Below are 14,824 nucleotides of genomic sequence, written 5' to 3' on the forward strand. Positions count from 1 at the left end.
TGCCGATTCTGTACGGTTTACATCCCTGGGCGCCAGGTTTTTCCGTCGCCTGGCAGTGCCTCGTGATCGCCGGCAGCGTCGGTATGCTCGTCGGTTGCCACGGGGCGAGACGTCGGCGTCTGGACGCTTCGACGGCCCTGGGGTGCGGCCGACTGCTGAACTGCTTCCGTGGATGTTGCGTCAGTTGCTGGAGAGTCTTCGCGCTGCGCACGTGCCTCAAGCACCTTCTGCGCGTGGTTCCGGTACTTCGCCGAGCGCATCTTGAAGAACACCAGCAGGCCGGCGGCGAAGAAGATCGAGCTGAAGGTACCGGCGATCACTCCGAAGAACTGCACCAGTGCCAAGTCCTTGAGGGTACCCACGCCCAGAATGTAGACGGCCACAATCAGCAGAGAAGCGATGGGAACCAGGGAGAAGATGGAGGTGTTCAGCGAACGCATGATGGTCTGGTTCACCGCAAGGTTCACCTGCTCCTCGTACGTGGAGCGCCTGCTGTTGAACAGCCCGGTGGTGTTCTCCTGGACCTTGTCGAAGACCACCACCGTGTCGTACAGCGAGTACGCCAGGATGGTCAGCAGACCAATCACCGTTGCTGGGGAAACCTCGAAGCCGATCAGGGCATAGATGCCGGCGACCACGGTCATGTCCATGATCAGACAGATGATCGCAGCCAGAGCCATGTCGCGCTCAAGCCGCAGCGCAATGTAGAGGAACACCGCCAGCAGGAACACGCCCAGGGCGATAACCATCTTCTTGGTGATGGAGGAACCCCACGATTCAGAGACGGTGGAGTCACTGATCACGTCCTGGTTCTCCTGGCCGGTGGCGTCGGTCGGCTTGAACTCCTCAAACAGCGCCGAACGAACCTGGCGAATCTGGGATTCGTTGAGCAACTCGGAGGTTACCTCAATGGCCTGCGCATTACCGGAACCCACCGTGGTGGTGGACTGAGGCGCGATGCCGGTGGCCTCCTGGAAGACTTCCGCGACGCGATCCTCCGTGGCAGTGGCTGATGGTGGGATGGAGATTCGGGTGCCGCCCTCAAAGTCGATGCCGAGGGAGAAGCCACGGATGCCGATGACGGCAACGCAGAACACGAACAGCAGGCCCATCACCGTAAACCAACGCTTGCGATGAGGAACAATCTGAAAATCGCCGTCGCCGTTGTAGACCTTGTTCCAGAAGCCGAGCTTCTGAGTATCAGCCGAAGTAGTCATTACTCGGAGTCCTTTCGCTCGGTGTGTGCAGTGGTGTCCGTCGCTCCGGCAACTGCAGCGCGCTGCGCCTCACGCTCGGCGGCGCGGAAAGCAGAACCCAGACCGTTGACCTTCGGGTTTGCGAAGAACGGTTTCTTCGACAGCAGAATCACCAGTGGGGCGGACACCAGGAACGCGATCACCACGTCGAAGAAGGTGGTGAGACCCAGCGTAAAGGCGAATCCCTTCACTTGGCCGATGGCCAGGAAGTACAGGATCACCGCGGCGATCAGGGACACGAAGTTACCCGTGATGATCGTGGAGCGGGCGCGCGTCCATGCACGAGGCACCGCGGAACGGAAGGTGGCGCCCTGCCTGATCTCATCCTTAATGCGTTCGAAGTAGATCACGAAGGAGTCCGCCGTGGTTCCGATACCGATAATCAAACCAGCGATACCGGCCAAGTCCAAGCTGTAGCCAATCCAGCGGCCCAGCAGAACGATGAAGCCGTAGATCAGGGCAAACGCGGCGACCAGAGACACGATCGCCACAAAGCCCAAGCCGCGGTAGTACGCCAGGGCGTACAGGGATACGAGCACCAGGCCGATGAGGCCTGCGATCAGACCAGCCTTCAGAGACGCATCACCCAGCGTGGGCGAGATCGTCTGAGTAGTTCCACCCTGCTCGCCGTTTTCTCCGGTGAAGCTCAGGGGCAGAGCACCGTACTTCAGGTTGTTGGCAATATCGACTGCCTCTTGCTCTGGGAAGTCACCCGTGATCTGGGAGGTCTCACCCGGAGGCGTGGGCGACTGGATGCGTGGCGCGGAGATCACCTCGGAGTCCAACACGATGGCAACCTGCTTCTGTAGCTGCTCACGGCCCAGGGCATACCAGGTTTCACCACCGGGGGTGGCGTCACCGGTCTTGAAGCGGAAGGTGATCGCCATCTGCTGGCTCCGTGTATCCAGGCCACCGGTGATCTGAGAATTGGTGTCGATCATCGAACCATCCAGGCGGCGACCGTGCTCCTCGTCAGTCTCCCCCTTCAGCAGTGGGGCTGGCTCCAGAATCAGGGCGCCCAACTTGGAGCAGGCCACAAGAGGCTTGGAGAGGTCATCAGCTCCGGACAGTGGATCTAGCCCGTCACATGGCAGCAATACCGCGGCGGCCTGCTGAACATCCGCGTCTGCGGACTGGCGATCCTTTAAGGACACCTGCACCTGCTTCTCGCGCAGCGCATCCTTGTCCTTGTCCGTCTTGGGCTCAGCGGGAGCCTTTTCCGTGACCTTCATCTCCTTGGGAGGATTTTGGATACCCAACTTGCCCAAGTTCGGCAGGAATTGGGCCAACTTGGCGTTGGCCTCCTCAGGAGTCAGGATTCCGTTTTCCACCCAGCGGTTCGCCATGTCCTCCAACACGCGGGGGAAGTTCTGGCTGGGCGGGGTTGGTTGGGACACAGCCCGGAAGCTCAGCTTGGAGGTCTTGCCCAAGGTACGAGCCTCGCCGGCGTCCTCACCGGGAACGCTAATCACCAGGTTGTTACCGTCGGTCACCACTTCGGCGCCGGACACGCCCATGCCGTTGACGCGGTTTTCCAAGATCGATCGCGCCTGCGACAGCTGATCCTGCGTGGGCTGATCACCTTGAGGAACCAGCGTCACGCGGGTTCCTCCCTGCAGATCAATACCCAGTTTGGGGGCAAATGACTTATTGCCTGTGAAGGCAATAAGCGCGGTTACAACAATCGCAATCAGCAAGAACAGGGCTAGCGCACGCTTGGGCCACACCTCAAAGGTGTTGGGGGTGAGGTGCTTAGCCGGGTTCTTTTGCTGAGACGTTGCACGGCTCTTGTCGCCCTTTGTCGTCTTAGCCACGATGAATCTCCAATAGCATTGTGCGTCACTGCCACTCGGCAGGCGTGTGTCAGTAAGTGAACCTTTAAGATCTTAGACCTTTTCAGCTCAAAATCTACGATGGGTTGCCGTTTTCCGTGTCAGTGCCCGGTTCCAGCACCTCAGGTTGGGGGTCGTTCACCTTTTCGAGGATCGCCAGCTTGTCCCACGTGGTGGTGACACCCGGTGCGATATCCAACTCGACGGTAGCCTCATGCACTGCAGACACAACACCGTGAATTCCGGAGGATGTTTTCACTTCATCGCCCACGGCGAGGGTGGCCTGGAAGGCGCGGATCTCGCGGACCCTCTTGTTCTGCTTCCTGATTTGCAGTAGTGGGAGGCCCAAAAAGACCGCGATGATCAGAATAATAAGTAATGCATCCATGCTGGCTAGTTTGCCATACCCAGGGCATCGTCTGGCGGTTGGAGTCCCAGATGCCTCCACGCAGCCGCCGTGGCGACGCGTCCGCGCGGGGTGCGCGCGATCATTCCCGCCCGGACAAGGTAGGGCTCGCAGACCTCTTCCACCGTTGAGGGCTCCTCGCCCACCGCCACAGCCAAGGCGTTGACACCGACCGGCCCGCCGCCGTGCCCCTTGATGAGGGACTCCAGGACGGCCTTATCCAACCGATCCAACCCTGCCTCGTCCACGTCAAACACCAGCAGGGCCGCCCGAGCGATCTCTACCGTGATGCGCCCGTCGGCGTTGACGTCGGCAAAATCGCGCACGCGCCGCAACAGGCGGTTGGCAATACGTGGCGTTCCACGAGACCGTGACGCGATTTCGGCGGCGGCGTCGTCATGAATATCGACGCCCAAGATCCCGGCCGCACGGGTCACGACCTGGGTGAGGTCGGAGACGTCATAGAACTCCATCTGCGCGGTAAAACCGAAGCGATCGCGCAATGGTCCGGTGAGCATGCCCGCGCGTGTGGTGGCTCCCACCAGCGTAAATGGCGCGATTTCTAGAGGGATGGAGGTGGCTCCCGGCCCCTTGCCGACGATCACATCAATGCGGAAATCCTCCATGGCCATGTACAGCATCTCTTCGGCGGGGCGGGCGATGCGGTGGATCTCGTCGATGAACAGGACGTCACCCTCCATCAGATTGGAGAGCATCGCCGCTAAGTCCCCGGCACGCTCCAGGGCCGGACCGGAGGTCATCCTTAAGGAGCTGCCCAGCTCTTGGGCGATGATCATGGCCATGGTGGTTTTGCCGAGTCCCGGAGGGCCTGCCAGTAGCACGTGATCGGGACTTAAGCCTCGGCTGCGCGCACCTCCGAGAACCAAATCCAATTGCGCCCGGACCTTGGGCTGGCCAATGAACTCACCCAAGGAGCGTGGGCGCAGCGAGGTTTCCACATCGCCATCGCCGGGCATGGGGCCCGCACTGAGGTCGGGATTGATGCTGTTCGCACCACCGCCGGAGGGAGCGTGTTCCTGCTCCGGGAGCTTAAACTCTGTCCGTTCCACGTCACCCATAGCTCTACCCTACTTCGTGCCCATCGTAGCCAGAGCTTGGCGCAGCACCGTCGAGGCGTCCACCTGATCTGCACCTGCCTCCACCAACGCCTGGATGCTGGCCTGTGCCTGCGCGGAGGCCTTGGATTCGGGAAATCCGAGCCCCACCAGCGCCTCGGTGACCTGGGCCTGGACGGACTCGTGGACATCGACCGGCAACTGGGGATCCCCGGCTGCACTCTGGGGCGCTGCCTCGGGAGCGATGGCGCCCACTTTGTCCCGCAGCTCCAGCACCATGCGTTCGGCGAGCTTCTTCCCCACTCCGCTGGCGCGCTGAAGGGTCTTCAGGTCTGATTCCCGGATCGCGCGGACCAGCTCATCGGGGGTGACCACCGCCATGATGCCCAGCGCCGTCTTAGCCGCAACCCCGCTGACGGTCTGCAGTAGCGTGAAGATGGTGCGCTGGTCAGTAGTGGAAAAGGCGAACAGGAGTTGCGCGTCCTCGCGGACCACCATGGTGGTGTACACGAACGCCTCCTCACCGCGTGAGAGGTGAGCCAGCGTCTCGGGCGTGGCCGAACAGAGGTAGCCCACGCCGTGACACTCGATCACGGCGAAGTCCAGACCTTTATCAATGACGGTGCCGCGCAGGGAAGCGATCATGAGGCAACTCCTAATGTGTTGTGTGACTTATGCATGCTGGCTCAACGATCGTTTATGAGCGCATGCATCGGTGCGCGCCAGCAATGGCACACGGCCAGCGCGAGGGCGTCGGCCGCGTCGGCGGGTTTCGGTGGCGAGGACAAGCCCAGAATGCGTGTCACCATCGCCGTCATCTGGGCTTTATCGGCGCGGCCGTTGCCGCTCACGGACTTCTTCACTTCTGAGGGCGTGTACATGTACACCTCCACCCCGCGGCGAGCCGCGGCAAGCATGAGAACCCCCGAAGCGTGGGCGGTGTTCATGACCGTGGACACATTAGAGCGCTCGAAAACACGTTCCAACGCCACCACATCAGGCTTGTAGTCGTCCATCCACTCTTCCACTGCATTGGACAGACGTAGGAGGCGCCGAGCTAGATCCTCCTCCGCGGGCGTACGCACCACACCCACCGCGATGGGGTGCACGGTGCGTCCGGTACCTGCTTGCACCACAGACAGGCCGCAGCGGGTAAGTCCGGGGTCGATTCCCATCACGCGCATCCCAGCAATGCTCACCGGCGCGTGGGGCGCCTGGGCGCCCGCGGGCTGGCGCGGAGGAGGGTGCGGCTGACTCGAAGTGTTCATCGCACCCAAATATAGCACGGGTGTTCCAAAAAATGGAGTGGAACTGTTATGCGTCCAGCTCCGCCAGAACCTCGTCGCTGAGGTTCATGTTGCTAAACACGTTCTGGACATCATCGGAATCTTCCAGAACATCGATGATGTGCAGCACCTTCTTCGCCGTGGCAGCATCCACAGGAACCTCCATGGAGGCGCGGAAGTCAGGCTCCAGAGAGTCGTAATCGATCTCGGCGTCCTTCAGCGCATCACGCACGGCGTTCATATCAGCGGCTTCGCACACAATCTCGAACTTCTCGCCCAAGTCCGTGACCTCTTCGGCACCCGCATCCAGAACAGCCATAAGGATGTCGTCCTCGGTGTACTCCCCCTTGTCCAGGATCGCCACGCCCTTGCGGGTGAACATGTAGCTCACCGAGCCAGGATCCGCCATGTTGCCACCGTTCTTGTTCACCGCGGTGCGCACGTCCGTGGCCGCGCGGTTGCGGTTATCGGTCAGGCATTCGATCAGCAAAGCCACGCCATTCGGGCCATAGCCTTCGTACATGATGGTTTCCCAGTCAGCGCCGCCCGCCTCTTCACCGGAGCCACGCTTGCGAGCGCGCTCGATGTTATCGTTCGGCACGGACGACTTCTTCGCCTTCGTGATGGCATCCTGCAGCGTGGGGTTCGCAGCAGGGTCTCCACCGCCCGTGCGTGCAGCTACTTCGATGTTCTTAATGAGCTTGGCAAACTCCTTGCCACGCTTGGCATCATTTGCTGCCTTCTTGTGCTTGGTCGTTGCCCATTTTGAGTGACCGGACATGATCCTCTTTCATTCGTGGAATTAATTGCTTACTAATCTATCAGTTGGACTGCTCGAGCAGCGTAATGGGAACTCCCACCTGCCCTTTATTCAGGTAGCGCGTCAAGCCCTCCTGCGTCACCATCGCCACCAGGTCGCCCCGCTGATTAAAGATGCGGCCGTGGGTCAGAGCGCGACCCGCGTGTGCCGACGGCGAAATCTGGTCGTAGAGCAGCCACTCGTCGGCCCTAAACGGCCTCAAGAACCACATCGCGTGATCCAAGCTTGCTTCCTGGAACTCGCCCTCGTGACGGTGAGGAACCAGCGCGGAGCTCAGCAGCGTCATGTCGGACATGTACGCCAACGTGCAGACATGCACTGTGTCCTCATCCGGAAGGCGGGACTTCGAACGGAACCACACCACCTGCTGGGTGGGCGTGTACTTGTTGTGCTCGAATTGATCCTGCGGAACGATGCGGATATCCCAATCTTTCCACTCATCCATCATCGCCACCTGGATGGGGCTCAACTCTTCCGGATCCACGGTAATGGATTCAGGATCCGGGACGGTGCGCATTAAGTCGGAGTGCTGCGGGCCATTGTCATCGCGGACGTGGAAGCTGGCCTGCATGATAAAAATCGCCTTGCCATTTTGCACGGCCTTCACACTGCGGGACACAAAGCTTCGGCCGTCGCGGATGCGGTCGACGAGGTACACGGTGGGAATATCGGGACGCCCCGGCCCCACGAAGTAACCGTGCAGCGAGTGCACTCCGTGCTCTGGCCCTACGGTCTTGGTCGCGGCGACCAAGCACTGTGCTGCCACCTGGCCTCCGAAGGTGCGTTGAAAACGCGAGGGGATCACTTGGCCGCGGAAGATATCCTTATCCACAGCCTCCAGATCCAACACATCATTGATGCGGGGGTAGTGCTTTTCGGTCACAACTCTCTCCTGTTGACTCCAGACCTTGTCCACGAACAGTGTAACGGGCTCCGCGCATGCAGAAACATTTACCGCGGATTTCCGGCGGCCATCGCCTCATAGTATTCCGGCAAGGGCGCGCTTCCGGCGAGCTTCAACCCGCGCACCGCGGGACGGTGCCGAAGCGTGAGCGTGGCGCCGACGGCGTCGTTATAAAACCTGGCCGCAAGGTCCACCCGCGTGGCTGCTTCGATGAACGAGGGATGGGTGAGCACGTCCTTGTCCAGTCGCGTCAGTAGCGCGTTCTCCGCATCGGAGCGCGCGCTCATGTCACTGGCCTTCAAGACCACACGGCTGGCCGCCTTTGCCTGTTCGGACAGCTCCGGCTGCACCGCGGCGATGACCGCCGCACGCGCCGACAGCGCACCCTCCAGGCTCAGCCGGGCGGAGTCCGTGCGAATATGCAGCCGGTTCAGGCGGTTGGCCATGCCCACCGCCATCAGGGCTGCCACCGCAATAACCACCACGGCGAACACTATGATGGTCAAGGCCCACACCGGAATCGTGATCATGAGAGCGTCACCTTCCTTCCCCGTGTCGCCACCGTGTTATACACCTGCTCCACCTGCGTGGCCACCGTCGACCAATCAAAGTCCGCCGAGCGCAGCACTCCCCTGGCCGCCAGCGCGTGGCGCTCCTGCGCATCGTTCAGAAGATCCACCGCCTGCTCGGCCAGGCTCTGCGCGTCCTCGTTGCGGAACAACCGTGCGGAATGCCCCTGCTGCCCCACCGCCGCGAACGCAGGAATATCGCTGGCCAACACGGCCGTCCCACTGGCCATCGCCTCCACCAAGACGATGCCGAAGCTTTCGCCGCCGGTGTTCGGGGCAACGTAGATGTCACTCGACGCCAAGGCCTGCGCCTTGACCACATCACTCACACGTCCCAAGATGCGCACGCTGGCGGCTGTTCCTGCGCGCTGTGAATGAGTCAGGCCCAGAGAATCCAACCGGCTTTCCAGTTCCTCCACGGAGCCACCACCGGCAATCACCAACTCCACCTCCGGAACGCGCTTCACGATCTCCGGGAATGCCTCCAGCAGGACGTGCAGTCCCTTGCGTGGTTCCTCAAAACGCCCGAGGAACATCATCCTCACACGCCCCGGAGCCTTATCGTCCAGGGCAACAGCATTCTTATATAGGGACGTGTCCACCCCGTTCGGGATGAGTACCGGATCACCCGACAAGTTCTCCACCTGCCACTTGCGGGCCTGCTCGGACACGGCGATACCACCTTGAATCCTATCCAGCAACGGGCGCAGAAAAGGCAAGGCCAGCTTCAGCAGCCTCGACTGATCGGCGGACGCATGATACGTCGCCACAATCGGGCCCTCGACCTGGGTCAGCGAGAGCATCGAATAGGACGGCGAGTTCGGTTCGTGAATGTGCAGAAGATCCAGATCCTGCTCGGTGATCCATCGCCGGATTCGGCGCACCGTCCGGGGGCCGAAACTCAACCGAGCCACCGACCCGTTGTACCGGATCGGGATGGATGCACCACCCAGCTCCACGAAGTCGGGCAGGCTGCCTCGGATCTTCCCAGGCCCCAGCAGGGACACCTCATGGCCACGCCGCTGGAGCTCCTGGCATAGCTCCAGCGCATGAATCTGCACGCCACCGGGCTCGTCAAAGGAATAGGGGCAGATCATTCCCACCTTCATGAGCGAGCCCCTCCCTCCGGATCAAGTCCGAGGCGCGCACGGCGTCGGTCGGACAGGTCAGCGGCAAACAGCGGTTGGAGCATGTGCCAGTCTGCGGGATGGGCGGAGATAAACTCCTCGAAGATGCTGGCCTGTTCCTGCACGATCTCCTCGACGGGTCGGTCCAGGTTCGTGATCTCGCGAACGCGCTGCACCCACCGCTCGTGCCCATCGGCGGTCTCGTCAAAGCCCAGACCAGCCACGATCAGACGGGCCCCGGTGCGCTGAGCAAGCAGTGCGGCACCCCGCGGCATGAAGGCGGTCTCTCCAAAGAACCGCACGGGCACGCCATGACCACTTAAGTCCCGATCGCCCATGAGGCAGACGATCCCGCCCTGGTTCAGGCGCTTCTCCAGCATGTGGAAGGGCGACTCTTGTGTACCCTCGTGCGCAATAATCTCAAAGCCCAGGGACTCGCGATACTCCACAAAAGCATCAAACAGGCTTTCCGGCTTCAGACGCTCCGCCACGGTGGAAAACGGGCCCGCGCGATCCACCAGCCACATGCCGGCCATGTCCCAGTTGCCCATGTGCGGCAGCACAAGAACAAGCCCCTGGCCTGCCTTGATGGCCTCCAGGACGGTCTCATTGCCGCTGTCCACGAACCCCTCATTCACGCGGTTGGCCAGGTCGTGCCCCGCCATCGTGGGAAGGCGGAAGGCCTCTCGCCAGTAGCGCATGTAGCTGCGCATACTCCGGCGCATCAAGTCCGTCGTGACGTTGTCCTCCCCCACCACGCGCGCGAGATTCTTGCGAAGCTGCTCCGGCTGCGTCCCTTTTTTCGACGCCAGGTCTGCGATCCCATTGAACATCGCTCGAGCCAGACGGTCCGGCAGAGCCGCCGTCACCTTCCAGCCTGCGATATAACCCCACGCAGAGATACGTTGTCGAAGATCCGCCACGGCTTATCGGTCCTCGGCGTGATCGAAGGTGCGGGCGCCCGCGGGCGCCGCAATGTGCTCGCCAGCCTTGGGATCGCGGGACGCGATCACCAGCCGCTCCACCACCGTGTACACCGAGCCGGCGGCCAACACCCACAAGCCCCATGCCAGCACGTGAGGAACCCCTAGACCGTCAAGGCCCAAACACACCAGGGAGATGATGAGCCGCTCCGGGCGTTCGACCAGACCGCCGACGATCTTGATACTGGAAGCCTCGGCGCGTGCCTTGACATAGCTCGTGACCTGGCTGGCGACCACGATCACCAGGCACACGGCCATGAGCGGGTAATCCGGGACCACGTTGGCGTCGTTAATCCCGGCGAACCACAGGCACAGCGCCCCAAAGATCGCCCCGTCTGCGATACGGTCGCAGGTGGCATCCAGCGTGGCGCCGAAGTTCGTGCCGCCGCCACGCAAGCGCGCCATGGTGCCATCGACCATATCCGTGGCCACAGTAATCCCGATGAGCACCGCAGCGGCGAAGTGATGGCCTGTCGGGATCAGCCACAACGCCAGGGCCACCGAAATCACGGTACCGATGAGGGTCACCGAATTCGGGGTGAGTCCCATCCGGGTCAGCCACTTGGCGATAGGCTCCACCACCACCGCAGCGGGTTTTCTCCCATGTACGCTCAGCATGGTCTACGAGTGTGTCCTTTCGCTCTCGGCTATGCCGGGCCATGCGTCGGCCAGCAGTGCTCGGGTCTCCTGAAGAGTCTGGGGCAACACCTTCGTACCACTGAGCACCATCATGAAGTTCGCATCCCCCACCCAGCGAGGCACGATGTGCTGATGGATATGGTCGGGAACGCTGCCCCCGGCTGCCTTACCCAGGTTCAGGCCCACCGTCACCGCATCAGGATGGGACACGGCACGCAGCGTCCGGAGGGCGTGCTTGGTAAACTCCGCCATCTCCAGGGTCTCCTCATCGGTCAGCTCCGTGTAATCGGCCACCTTGCGATACGGCACCACCATCATGTGACCCGGATTATAGGGAAACAGGTTGAGCACGCAGAACACAGTCTGCCCACGGGCAATGATCAGGCCGTCCTCATCACTGCGCTGAGGCAGCTCCACAAAAGGATCATCCGCGCGACTACTTTCGGCGATATACGCCGTGCGGTACGGAGCCCACAAGCGTAGTAGCCCATCATCTCGGCGGGGTTCATCCCCCATGCCGCGATCAATATAAGTGTCCGTCACGTCGTGGTCCTTTAGTTGAGTGTGGTGCCTGGTGTGCTGTGTGGATTACGCCAGTTCCTCCAAAACGCTCTCCACGTTGTCCTTCGTGGGCTGTTCGTTACGACGGGACGCCACCCAGCGAACGATCATCTCCACGGCCTTGTCCTTCGGCACGCCGTTGACCTGAGTTCCGTCGATGAAACGGAAGGACACAGCGCCTGCCTCCACATCGCGTCCGCCGACCAGCAACATGAACGGAATCCTGCTGGTGGTGTGATTGCGGATCTTTTTTTGCATGCGGTCATCGCTGGTATCCACCTCGGCGCGGATGCCCTGCGCACGCAGCTGCGTGGCCACGTCCTCCAGGTATCCGTTGAAATCGTCAGCCACGGGGATGCCCATGACCTGGTGAGGAGCCAGCCATGCTGGGAATGCGCCCGCGTAGTGCTCCAGGAGCACACCGAAGAAACGCTCGATGGAGCCGAACAGGGCGCGGTGGATCATGATCGGACGCTGCTTGGAGCCATCCGGTGCCGTGTACTCGAGGTTGAAACGCTCAGGCAGGTTGAAGTCCAACTGCACCGTGGACATCTGCCACGTACGGCCGATGGCGTCCCGCGCCTGCACGGAAATCTTCGGACCATAAAAGGCAGCGCCGGCAGGATCCGGCACCAGCTCCAGTCCGGAGTTGGTGGCCACACGCTGCAGAATCTCCGTGGACCGCTCCCAAATCTCGTCGGAGCCCACGAACTTCTTCGGGTCCTTCGTGGACAGCTCCAGGTAGAAGTCGGTCAGCCCGTAGTCGCGCAGCAGGGAGATGATGAAGTCCAGAACCGTCGTCAGCTCCTGCTCCAGCTGGTCTTCGGTGCAGTAAATGTGCGCGTCATCCTGGGTGAAGCCGCGTGCGCGAGTCAGTCCATGGATCACGCCGGACTTCTCGTAGCGGTATACCGTACCGAACTCGAACAAGCGCAAGGGAAGCTCACGATAGGAGCGGCCGCGGGATGCGAAAATCAGGTTGTGCATCGGGCAGTTCATCGGCTTGGCGTAGTAGTCCGCGCCTGGCTTGGTGACGTTGCCCTCGTCGTCGTACTCCGCGTCCAACTGCAACGGAGGGAACATGCCCTCCTTGTAGAAGTCCAGGTGGCCGGACTTCTCGAACAGCTCGCCCTTGGTGATGTGCGGGGTGTTCACGAAGGAGTAGCCGGACTCGATGTGGCGGCGGCGGGAGTGCTCCTCCATCTCCAGGCGGATGATGCCGCCCTTCGGGTGGAAGACCGGGAAGCCGGAGCCGATCTCGTCGGGGAAGCTGAAGAGGTCCAGCTCTGCGCCCAGGCGGCGGTGGTCACGCTTTTCCGCTTCCTCCAGCAGCGCCTGGTATTCCTCCAGCGCCTCCTTCGTTTCCCATGCCGTACCGTAAATGCGCTGCAGTCCGGCATTGTCCTGGTCGCCGCGCCAATATGCGGCGGAGCTGCGGGTGATGGCGAAGGCCGGGATGTACCGGGTGGTGGGCACGTGGGGGCCGCGGCACAGGTCGTACCATTCCACCTCGCCGGTGCGGGGGTTGATGTTCGAGTACGCCGTGAGCTCCCCCGCCCCTACCTCGGTGGCCTCATCGGAGTTGGGGTCTACGTTGCCCTTGTCGTCGATGAGCTCCATCTTGTAGGGCTCTTCCTGGTACTCGCCGCGCGCGTCCTCGATGGAGTCATAGGCCTTGCGCTCGAACTTCTGCCCGGACTTGATGATCTTCTTCATCGTCTTTTCGATGCGCTGCAGGTCCTCTGGCGTGAAGGGCTCCTTCACATCGAAGTCGTAGTAGAACCCATTCTCGATCGCCGGTCCGATGCCGAGCTTCGTTCCTGGGAACTCTTTTTGCACAGCCTGGGCGAGCACGTGAGCCGTGGAGTGGCGAATGACGGAGCGGCCTTCCTCGGTGAAGGCTGGCACTGCGGTGACCTCAGTGTCCTGTGCTGGGGTCCACGCCAAATCGCGCAGGTTACCCTCTGGGTCCTTTACGCACACGATGGCGTCGGCTCCCTTGTTGGGAAGCTCCAGTGGGCGCATGGCACTACCTGCTGATTCTCCAGCGGGTACGAGGAAAGAAACGGGTTGACTCACGGTCTTCGTGCTCCTTTAAGCAACTTGAGAAGGCGGTCACATACCTGGTGACAGCCATTGACCCAACTAGTCTACTCTGCCAGGAGCGATTCTCCCCAGTAGGACTCGGCATCGGTGCCAGGAACTATCCAAAACACCGCGGAACCGATGTGCGTCATCCACGTGTTCATGCGGTCGTTGGCCGCCAGCTTGCGCTGCAGCGGGGTGAAGGCGTGATCCGGGTCGTTCTGGAAGCAGATGAATATGAGCCCTGATTCGGCATCCAGTGTGACATCGTTGTCCCAGTTAAATGCACGCCGACGCATGGTCGTGCCCAGCCCGGCTGCGATGCCCACGTGACTCTTCGGGTCGATGACAGGCAGGCCGGTGGCGTCGGTTTTAGATAGATCCACGTCCTCGAACTCGTCGCTACCCCCGAGCGGCGCGCCCGTGTCGACGTGCCTGCCGAAGGCGGTTTCGCGGTCGCTCCTGCTGAGTTTCTCCCAGCCGGGGATGTCGAATACCACGCGGCGCACCACCATGGCCGTGCCGCCGAATTCGTCCCAGATGTTGTGGTCGTAGTCGTCCTGATTTCGCGGTTGGGCCGTGCCGTCCTTGAATCCCAGCAGGTTGCGGGGAGTGTGACCGTCGGGGGCGTCCAGGAATCCGCGTTGGGTCCAATGGGGTGTGCAGTAGTGGGCGCCTGCGCGGGTGAGATGCCGTGCGGCGTGGGACACACTGGTGAGGTTGTCGCCGCAGATCTGCAGGATGATGTCCCCGCCCACCCATTGCTTCTGTAGCTGATCCGTGGGAAATGAGGGGATGCCGTCCACGTACTTGGGCACCCACGTTGGAATTTTTGAATCCGACGCCAAGCCTAACGCCGCGAGAAGCTCCGGTGACAGGCCGAAGGTGATGGTCAAACGGGCACCGGGCTCGTTCATATCGTGCTCGAGGTCAGCCAGGGGCTCTCCCCCAGCACACAATGTGCGCGCGTCTTGCGTCCAGACCTTCAGCAGGCGCCGCAGGTCCTTCTTCAGATCAGCAACCGGTGCGTCTTTTTTGGTTAGGTTATAGGCGATGAGGATGGCGTTGGACTGCGGAGGTGTCTCGATGCCGGCTTGGTAGGGGCCATCGAAGGCGATCGGTTCGTTGCTGTCAACCTGTTGCCCGGCGGTGCGCTTGCTCTGGGCGTGGGTGTCCTCCTGGCAGGAGGCCAGCACGGTGGCGGCACCAGCAAGGCCCACCCCTGCAAAAAATCCTCGTCGAGAAATTCGGTGGTCATTCATTACAGGTGTGGGCCTCCT

The 14,824-nt window shown here is 61.6% G+C and carries 15 protein-coding genes; all 15 read right to left on the reverse strand.

Annotated features, from left to right (window positions below; all coding sequences use genetic code 11):
• Positions 1 to 17: 17 nt before the first annotated feature.
• Positions 18 to 1,217: a protein translocase subunit SecF gene (gene secF, locus IAU67_RS04790; RefSeq protein WP_151841589.1), complete on the reverse strand. Its 1,200-nt coding sequence runs from the start codon at positions 1,215 to 1,217 to the stop codon at positions 18 to 20.
• Positions 1,217 to 2,983, reverse strand: a complete 1,767-nt coding sequence (secD, locus tag IAU67_RS04795; protein ID WP_225723506.1) for a protein translocase subunit SecD — start codon at positions 2,981 to 2,983, stop codon at positions 1,217 to 1,219. Before secD ends, secF begins: the two co-directional genes overlap by 1 nt.
• A 181-nt stretch (positions 2,984 to 3,164) precedes the next feature.
• Positions 3,165 to 3,476 (reverse strand): preprotein translocase subunit YajC, encoded by a 312-nt coding sequence (gene yajC, locus IAU67_RS04800; RefSeq protein ID WP_151841591.1) that lies wholly within the window; start codon positions 3,474 to 3,476, stop codon positions 3,165 to 3,167.
• Between the two features lie 5 nt (positions 3,477 to 3,481).
• Positions 3,482 to 4,573, reverse strand: coding sequence for a Holliday junction branch migration DNA helicase RuvB (gene ruvB, locus IAU67_RS04805; protein WP_151841592.1), 1,092 nt, complete (start codon positions 4,571 to 4,573; stop codon positions 3,482 to 3,484).
• 9 nt (positions 4,574 to 4,582) lie between these two features.
• On the reverse strand, positions 4,583 to 5,215 hold the full coding sequence (gene ruvA, locus IAU67_RS04810; protein WP_151841593.1) for a Holliday junction branch migration protein RuvA: 633 nt from the start codon (positions 5,213 to 5,215) through the stop codon (positions 4,583 to 4,585).
• A 41-nt stretch (positions 5,216 to 5,256) separates the two neighbouring features.
• The gene (gene ruvC, locus IAU67_RS04815; RefSeq protein WP_370451967.1) at positions 5,257 to 5,754 is read right to left on the reverse strand and encodes a crossover junction endodeoxyribonuclease RuvC; all 498 of its coding nucleotides are present in this window, start codon (positions 5,752 to 5,754) and stop codon (positions 5,257 to 5,259) included.
• Between the two features lie 130 nt (positions 5,755 to 5,884).
• Entirely contained in the window at positions 5,885 to 6,637 is a 753-nt protein-coding gene (locus tag IAU67_RS04820; protein WP_151841595.1) for a YebC/PmpR family DNA-binding transcriptional regulator, read from the reverse strand.
• A gap of 40 nt (positions 6,638 to 6,677) precedes the next feature.
• Positions 6,678 to 7,559 carry an acyl-CoA thioesterase gene (locus IAU67_RS04825; RefSeq protein WP_187767966.1) on the reverse strand — a complete coding sequence of 294 codons (882 nt, stop codon included), beginning with the start codon at positions 7,557 to 7,559 and terminating at the stop codon, positions 6,678 to 6,680.
• A 68-nt stretch (positions 7,560 to 7,627) separates the two neighbouring features.
• A complete protein-coding gene (locus IAU67_RS04830; protein ID WP_370451968.1) occupies positions 7,628 to 8,095 on the reverse strand; it encodes a hypothetical protein in 468 nt (155 codons plus the stop codon).
• A gap of 11 nt (positions 8,096 to 8,106) precedes the next feature.
• Complete coding sequence (locus IAU67_RS04835) at positions 8,107 to 9,258, reverse strand: glycosyltransferase family 4 protein (protein WP_151841601.1); 1,152 nt, start codon at positions 9,256 to 9,258, stop codon at positions 8,107 to 8,109.
• A complete protein-coding gene (locus tag IAU67_RS04840) occupies positions 9,255 to 10,199 on the reverse strand; it encodes a phosphatidylinositol mannoside acyltransferase (RefSeq protein WP_151841603.1) in 945 nt (314 codons plus the stop codon). The genes IAU67_RS04835 and IAU67_RS04840 overlap by 4 nt, the downstream gene beginning before the upstream one ends.
• A 3-nt stretch (positions 10,200 to 10,202) precedes the next feature.
• Complete coding sequence (pgsA, locus tag IAU67_RS04845; RefSeq protein WP_151841604.1) at positions 10,203 to 10,877, reverse strand: phosphatidylinositol phosphate synthase; 675 nt, start codon at positions 10,875 to 10,877, stop codon at positions 10,203 to 10,205.
• A gap of 3 nt (positions 10,878 to 10,880) precedes the next feature.
• Positions 10,881 to 11,414, reverse strand: coding sequence for an HIT family protein (locus tag IAU67_RS04850; protein WP_151842381.1), 534 nt, complete (start codon positions 11,412 to 11,414; stop codon positions 10,881 to 10,883).
• Between the two features lie 72 nt (positions 11,415 to 11,486).
• A complete protein-coding gene (thrS, locus tag IAU67_RS04855) occupies positions 11,487 to 13,484 on the reverse strand; it encodes a threonine--tRNA ligase (protein WP_151842382.1) in 1,998 nt (665 codons plus the stop codon).
• 125 nt (positions 13,485 to 13,609) lie between these two features.
• Positions 13,610 to 14,806, reverse strand: a complete 1,197-nt coding sequence (locus IAU67_RS04860) for a Dyp-type peroxidase (protein WP_151841605.1) — start codon at positions 14,804 to 14,806, stop codon at positions 13,610 to 13,612.
• Positions 14,807 to 14,824 lie beyond the last annotated feature (18 nt).

It is taken from the genome of Corynebacterium zhongnanshanii, assembly GCF_014490575.1.
Classification (GTDB): domain Bacteria; phylum Actinomycetota; class Actinomycetes; order Mycobacteriales; family Mycobacteriaceae; genus Corynebacterium; species Corynebacterium zhongnanshanii.

Coding starts and splice junctions, on each gene's coding strand:
- secF (WP_151841589.1), bottom strand. CDS start 1,217: ATGACTACTTCGGCTGATACTCAGAAGCTCGGCTTCTGGAACAAGGTC.
- yajC (WP_151841591.1), bottom strand. CDS start 3,476: ATGGATGCATTACTTATTATTCTGATCATCGCGGTCTTTTTGGGCCTC.
- ruvB (WP_151841592.1), bottom strand. CDS start 4,573: ATGGGTGACGTGGAACGGACAGAGTTTAAGCTCCCGGAGCAGGAACAC.
- ruvA (WP_151841593.1), bottom strand. CDS start 5,215: ATGATCGCTTCCCTGCGCGGCACCGTCATTGATAAAGGTCTGGACTTC.
- ruvC (WP_370451967.1), bottom strand. CDS start 5,754: ATGCGCGTGATGGGAATCGACCCCGGACTTACCCGCTGCGGCCTGTCT.
- IAU67_RS04820 (WP_151841595.1), bottom strand. CDS start 6,637: ATGTCCGGTCACTCAAAATGGGCAACGACCAAGCACAAGAAGGCAGCA.
- IAU67_RS04835 (WP_151841601.1), bottom strand. CDS start 9,258: ATGAAGGTGGGAATGATCTGCCCCTATTCCTTTGACGAGCCCGGTGGC.
- pgsA (WP_151841604.1), bottom strand. CDS start 10,877: ATGCTGAGCGTACATGGGAGAAAACCCGCTGCGGTGGTGGTGGAGCCT.
- IAU67_RS04850 (WP_151842381.1), bottom strand. CDS start 11,414: ATGGGGGATGAACCCCGCCGAGATGATGGGCTACTACGCTTGTGGGCT.
- thrS (WP_151842382.1), bottom strand. CDS start 13,484: ATGCGCCCACTGGAGCTTCCCAACAAGGGAGCCGACGCCATCGTGTGC.
- IAU67_RS04860 (WP_151841605.1), bottom strand. CDS start 14,806: ATGAATGACCACCGAATTTCTCGACGAGGATTTTTTGCAGGGGTGGGC.